We start from the raw sequence: 6,394 nt of genomic DNA, 5'->3' as shown, positions 1-6,394 counted from the left end.
CTATTACAATCACTATAGATATCAATGGAATTTAAAAAAGATGACCCCTGTTCAATACAGAGATCATCTTCTTAAAACTGCCTAGGCTTTTTTTAAAATGTCCTTTACAAAGGGTACACTTCATAAGTATCCTGGGTTTTTTCTTTTCTTAGACTGTTCGCTCATCCGTTTATCTTTGTAGAATAGGTATAAAGATATCGTATATTTCATAATTGATATCGATAGAATATATAAAATAACTATCACTAATAAATATATCAAAAATCATATTATATTTTTATCAATATAAAATATTTCAGGGTTTATTTTACATGCTATATTAAGGAAGTGATTTTATGCGCTTTTTTGATGTATAAATATTGTAAAGAATTAAAATCGGAGGGGGATGTATAATGGAGGTTTTTTCGCTGTTTAGAATCGTACATATCGTGGCGGGATTTGTAGCGCTAGTCCTTTTTTGGATACCTATGGTTACCAAAAAAGGAGGTAAAGTTCATAACCTTATCGGGTGGATTTATGTATACGCTATGGGCGCAGTTGCCATTTCAGCCTTTTATATGGGGGTATATCGAGTATTTTTCGATAATCAGGCGGATGCTGATAGAATTTCTTTTTCTTGGTTCTTAATATTTATTTCTATTCTGAGCGGTGCATCTGCATGGTACGGAATACGTGTACTCCGATTTAAAAAGAGAAAAGATACGCATCGTAAAGTAATCGATCTTCTTGTCAGTCTATTGCTGCTTTCTTCAGGAATTGGGGTTGGGATATATGGTCTAATCATTGATTCAGCACTTATCACTTATTTTCCTTTACTAGGTCTTTTATTAGGCGGAATCCAATTAAATTATTGGTTGCGCAAACCAGTGAAAAAGATGCACTGGTTATTTGAACATTTTGGAGGAATGATTGCTTGTAGTATTTCGACGGTTACGGCTTTTACTGTATTTGGAGCTCCAAGATTATTAAACATTCAATCTTCAAGCCTGCTTTTATGGCTGCTTCCGACATGTATTCTTGTTCCAGTATTAATCGGCTTTACAATGTATTATGAAAGAAAATTTAATAATAGGAAAAAACATGCCTCTATAAATATTTAGTTAATGAATACAAACAAAATGCCCTGCTGATTTTTTGTCAGTAGGGCATTTTGTTTGTATTAAAAAAGGAGGGATTCTTATTTAACTCACATTTAATATTAATTGAGGAAGTGTTTTAGAATGGGGATTTTATCTATAATATATAGAGATTTAGGATTCTATATAAACAAGTCATTGAGATAATTAAGAATTTATTTTAACTTTATGGCATTACCAGTAGTAGTTTGTAACTCTACAAGTAAGAATAGTATATAAAGATAAGCGGTTTCAATAATACACAAGGTATTCTTTTTAAAAGCATTCATAAACATTTTCATAGGAATCTTCCTCTCCTCAATGTAATCTATACTAATATCATACTGATAATCCTACTTTAAATCTTTATTTGTGTTAGAATATGTGACGTTCTTTTTATGCATATTTAAAGAGTTATATAAGTGCCAATCTACATGATTGTGATAAAGCAAGCGGAATAAAAGCAACCTCATCAGCAAAATGCGTACATTAAACTGAATTGGTTTGAGCCGTCGTTTGCAATACAGTGTTATGATAGTCAAAGGGCAGTCGTCCCGTTCAAATGTTTTACCGGGATGGTGGAGGCGTGAGAGGGTGTCAAAGAAAGTTTCAAGATCATCAATCTCAAGTCAATTTTTATAAACGAAATAGAACACAAGAAAATTGAAAAATATGCTTAGAACCTGAAAAGAAGAGAGGAGATTTCTGCGCAATTATCCACTAATCCTCTTTACGAATTTGGGGGGAAGGAATAAGTAAGAGATTATGAAACAAATTGAAGTTCAGTATCAGCAGGAATCACGCCTTGCTCTTCGCTCAAAAACGTTCAGGATGTTTACATATGGAAGTTTAGTGACTCGAGTAGGGGATTGGATGGATTTAGTCGCCTTAAATTGGGCAGTGTTACAATTCACGAATTCTCCGCTTCATTTAGGATTAATAAATGCTTGCCGTTTGGTTCCAACTTTTTTACTAAGTGTTCCGGGAGGTATCCTAGCGGATCGATACGATCGACGAAAATTATTAATGTGGCTTCAAGTAGGAATGATGTTATTGACGTTTTGTCTGGGCTATCTTGTCGAGGAAAAACAATCATTTTGGATTTTTGCATTCATTGTCACACTACGGTCTATGCTTGCAGCTATGGATCCGCCCATTCGTAATGCGTTAATACCCAATTTAGTTCCTCGAAGCTCTATGACAAGTGCACTAGCTATTAATACACTGGTCATCAATCTTTCTCGTATTATTGGGCCAGCTATTGCAGGATTATTGCTGGCTATTACTGATATTGCTAATTTATTTTATATCAATGCGTGGGGGACTTTAGGTGTACTATTCTCTTTACTTATGATTCGTTCTAATTCCTTTCCAACTCGTGATAAAAAGGAAGGGGAAAAAATAAATCTTCGTGAGGCAGTAGATTATATAAAAACTCAACCACCCGTTCAATCTTTACTCATTTTAGCTATTGTACCTATGGTATTCGGGTTTCCTTATACAACGATGATGCCGTTATTTGCTAGAGATCTTTTAAATCTTGGACCTGAAGGGTTTGGAATACTTTTATCCGTTTCATCTATCGGGGCTATAGTTGGTACGACATGGCTATCTCTTGGTAAAGAGATGAAAGGCACAGGAAAGTGGCTGATTTCTTCTATTATAGGTTTCGGTCTTTCTTTGCTCTTATTCATAGGGAGTAACAATCTGTTTGTAGCAGGTGTAGCTATGTTTCTTGTCGGCTTAACGAGTCAAACCTACCGAACATTGAGCCGTATTACTTTACAGATGCAGGTTCCTGATCATCTGCGTGGGAGAATCTTGAGCATTGCCTTAATGGATAGAGGCTTTATTCCTTTAGGTGCAATCCTCATCGGCGCTATTGCTGCGTGGGCAGGAGCTCTATATGCAGGGAGTGTAATGGGATTCGGGTGTATTGTAACAACCATAATCATTATATTGAGTAGACGTCAAATCTTGAAATTGTAGTTAGGCTGTAGATAAGAAAAGTGCAAGGAGTCATGAGCTAGACACCTGTACCCTCGAAAATGATATAAATTCTGATGGGGCTTCCTTTCATTTGAAATGAATGGCAGATTCTTTGTTAAAGTATGTGAATTACATGAGCGTAACTTCATAGCCATCAAGTTAAAGGGTTGTCCCAAAAGTTGATTTTCATCGACTTTTGGGACAACCCTTGTTTATTTAATAAACAATCCTACAACTGTTGCTGTAAGAATAGAAGCCAGTGTTGCAGCTAATAGCATTTTTAAACCGAACTTTTCAACAATATTCGCTTTTTCTCCGTTGATTGCCTGAATAGAACCACTGATGATACCAATTGAACTAAAGTTAGCAAATGAAACCAAGAATGTAGAGATAATTCCAACTGTTTTAGGATTCAACGTTTCAATCATAGGTTGTAATTGAAGCATGGCAACAAACTCATTTGTTGCTAACTTTGTTCCCATAATAGAACCAGCTGTTAGAATCTCACTTGAAGGAACACCCATAATAAAGGCAACAGGTGCAAAGATGTATCCAAGAATTTTAGTGAAAGAAATCCCAATTGCGCCAGCAAATGCAGCGTTGATCAGAGCCATTAAACCTACATACGCTACTAGCATGGCCGCTACAATCAGAGCAACTCTTCCTCCGTCAAGAGCACCAGCAGAAATAGCCCCAAAGACAGAATCTGCCTGGGAAATATCCTTCACATGGATTTCTTCATCTTCATCTTTTCTAATTGGAGCGATAATACTGGCTATAGTTAAACCAGATAATGCATTTAACAGCATGGCGACTAAAACATATTGGGCTGGAATCATGGACATATATGCGCCCATGATTGAAGCTGACACTGAAGCCATGGCAGATGTAGATACAATAAACAATTTATTTTTATCCATTTTATCTAAATGCGTTTTAATGGCTAATAATGCCTCGCTTTGACCGAAGAAAATAGAGTTTATACTATTGAATGAAACGACTTTAGATAAGCCAGTTATTTTCGCTAAAGCTCCGCCAATATATTTAATAGCTAAAGGAAGAACTCTGATATACGTTAGAATGGATAATAGTGTAGATGTAAAAATAATGAGCATTAGTACATTGATAAAAAATACCGATGTACCTTCTGGAACTAAACCGCCAGTTACAAAATTTACACCTTCGTATCCATAATTCAGGACCGTTGTGACGAAATTTGAAACAGCCTCCACAACCTTCAGTCCAACTACTGTTTTAAACATGATAAGTGTTATCACTAGTTGTAATACAAATAAGATAATAATCGCCTTGTAGTTAATGCCTGTTTTATCATTTGATAATAAGAAAGCAATTACTAGTGTAAGTAAGATACCTATAATACCAATTAATATATCCATATATGTCATTCCCTCTTTAAGTTTTTGTCCGTCTATTTCTAAGACCTTATTATTGCCTAAATAAATAGCAACATGCGTCTATTTACTGTTTGTATTTTTGAAGGAATATTGATATTTATACGATTTTTAATCAGGCCTTGGATTTTAAAAGAGAAATGATAAGGTTATTCACTTATCTGAAATTTTTAGTTGTTAGCTGTCTACCAACTCATCATTTACCCCATACTGTTGAAGAGGTGAAAAAATGACAACTGTACGTCTTGGTTACGTTGCTATGAGCATGGAACTGAAAAACGCATCCCCATCGAAAACAATGACTTTTGCCCAATTTGAAAAAATTAAGGATCGAGAAGCGGCAATTCGTAAATTGGAACGAATTGCGATTTCAAATTTACAAACGACACTTAGACTGCTGAAACATAATGCGGCTTCTAATATTCATTTTTATCGTTTAACTTCCCGTCTGATTCCGTTAGCCAATCATGAAGAACTTCTTGATTGGGATTATATGAAACCCCTAAAAGAAATATTGCGTGAAGTAGGGGATTTTGCTAAAAAGCATAAAATTAGAATTGACTTTCATCCAGACCACTTTGTTCTTATTAATTCTTTAAAAAAATCTATTTTAAAAAATTCAATAAAAACATTGAAGCTGCATTATTTATTATTAAAAGGGATGGGTATTGATCCGATGCATCGCTGTGTCATGCATGTCGGAGGCAATTATAAGGAAACGGAAAAATCACTGGAACGTTTTGTAGATAATTGGATGCTTGTCCCACATTCTATTCAAAACATGATTATGCTTGAAAATGATGATACTTCTTTTACTTTAGATGACACACTTTATTTATGTGAAAAATTAGGGATTCCTCTTGTATTTGATTATCATCATCACCTGGCTCATCATCGTCATGCTAATTGGGAAGATAATTGGGATCGTGTCATACACACATGGGATGACTCTCCACTACCGATTAAAATGCATATTTCAAGTCCGAAAAACGAAAAAGCGTTTCGTCATCATTCAGATTATGTCGATGTGGATATGTTTTTTAGATTTTTAAAAGAAATTAAGGGAAGTGTCCCACAAATTGATTGTATGATTGAGGCTAAGAAAAAGGATGAAGCGCTTTTTCACTTAATGGAAGAAGTAAAAGTACGGGATGATGTTGAAATTATTGATGGATCTTCCTTTCGTTTGAAATAAATACAATATTTTTGTGAAAATATGAACTATACAAGCGTGGCTCAAAAGGGTATATATTCAACCTTTTGAGCCACGCTTTATTCGTACTCAATATAAAGAATCTAGGGGAATTGTTCTAGACTCATGCTAAATAATTCATTCAAGCCGCGCAGTTCTATTGCTTGAGCTGATTTAATTCTTGAACACATTCTTGGACAAGCGTTACGGCTTGGCTCATTGTTGCTCCGCCGCCAAATGCTGCGGTTACTCCAACTGTTTCAAAGATTTCTTGCTCTGAGCAGCCTTGGTCCAAACATCCTTTAACATGATAAATAATACAATATTCGTCTTGAGAATACAGACTTATACCAAGGGCAATTAGTTGTTTTTCTTTCTGCGATAAAACCCCTTCTTTAAAACATTCTTCTGTAAAAGCATTAAATTGTTGAGCGAGTTCAGGCATTTTCTCAGTAAATAGCCCTAAACCAGCTTTATAATGATGCAGGGCAGCTTCTGTAGAGTTTCTAGCTTCAAATTCCATACTTATTCAACTCCTATAATTCATTAATACTAAGTTAGTATGAGCTAAATTAAAAATAATTAATCCATATTCACTTTTCAATCTTGAGGTTTTGTTAAATTAATGCTGCTTGATACAAGGGCTTTAATTCCATAATCAAGTAATTATATTTTTTTCTTCTCAA

Annotated in this window: 6 protein-coding genes; 4 read left to right on the top strand and 2 right to left on the bottom strand. The window is 34.9% G+C overall.

What is annotated here, in order from left to right:
• From ACE199_RS16595 to ACE199_RS16585, 3 genes are all read left to right on the top strand, one after another.
• On the top strand, positions 1-85 hold an 85-nt coding region (locus ACE199_RS16595), incomplete at its 5' end, for an IS3 family transposase (RefSeq protein ID WP_375350812.1).
• Between the two features lie 307 nt (positions 86-392).
• Positions 393-1,100: a DUF2306 domain-containing protein gene (locus tag ACE199_RS16590; protein ID WP_375350805.1), complete on the top strand. Its 708-nt coding sequence runs from the start codon at positions 393-395 to the stop codon at positions 1,098-1,100.
• Positions 1,101-1,880: 780 nt separating this feature from the next.
• Positions 1,881-3,104: an MFS transporter gene (locus ACE199_RS16585; RefSeq protein WP_375350804.1), complete on the top strand. Its 1,224-nt coding sequence runs from the start codon at positions 1,881-1,883 to the stop codon at positions 3,102-3,104.
• A gap of 212 nt (positions 3,105-3,316) precedes the next feature.
• On the opposite strand, the gene ACE199_RS16580 is transcribed toward ACE199_RS16585, so the two are convergent.
• Entirely contained in the window at positions 3,317-4,501 is a 1,185-nt protein-coding gene (locus ACE199_RS16580) for a NupC/NupG family nucleoside CNT transporter (RefSeq protein WP_375350803.1), read from the bottom strand.
• A 244-nt stretch (positions 4,502-4,745) separates the two neighbouring features.
• On the opposite strand from ACE199_RS16580, the gene uvsE reads away from it, so the two are divergent.
• Entirely contained in the window at positions 4,746-5,711 is a 966-nt protein-coding gene (gene uvsE / locus ACE199_RS16575; protein WP_375350801.1) for a UV DNA damage repair endonuclease UvsE, read from the top strand.
• Positions 5,712-5,865: 154 nt separating this feature from the next.
• Here the strand turns inward: uvsE and ACE199_RS16570 are convergent, their stop codons facing one another.
• On the bottom strand, positions 5,866-6,231 hold the full coding sequence (locus tag ACE199_RS16570) for a carboxymuconolactone decarboxylase family protein (RefSeq protein ID WP_127760156.1): 366 nt from the start codon (positions 6,229-6,231) through the stop codon (positions 5,866-5,868).
• Between the last annotated feature and the right edge of the window lie 163 nt (positions 6,232-6,394).

This window comes from Peribacillus sp. Hz7 (genome assembly GCF_042136355.1).
Lineage (GTDB): Bacteria > Bacillota > Bacilli > Bacillales > DSM-1321 > Peribacillus > Peribacillus asahii_A.
The sequence above is the reverse complement of the archived record's forward strand: the minus strand, read 5'-3'. Positions and strand labels throughout refer to the sequence as shown.

Bases quoted from the DNA above. Each gene is read 5' to 3' on its own strand.
- ACE199_RS16590 (WP_375350805.1), top strand. From the start codon at position 393: ATGGAGGTTTTTTCGCTGTTTAGAATCGTACATATCGTGGCGGGATTT.
- ACE199_RS16585 (WP_375350804.1), top strand. From the start codon at position 1,881: ATGAAACAAATTGAAGTTCAGTATCAGCAGGAATCACGCCTTGCTCTT.
- ACE199_RS16580 (WP_375350803.1), bottom strand. From the start codon at position 4,501: ATGGATATATTAATTGGTATTATAGGTATCTTACTTACACTAGTAATT.
- uvsE (WP_375350801.1), top strand. From the start codon at position 4,746: ATGACAACTGTACGTCTTGGTTACGTTGCTATGAGCATGGAACTGAAA.
- ACE199_RS16570 (WP_127760156.1), bottom strand. From the start codon at position 6,231: ATGGAATTTGAAGCTAGAAACTCTACAGAAGCTGCCCTGCATCATTAT.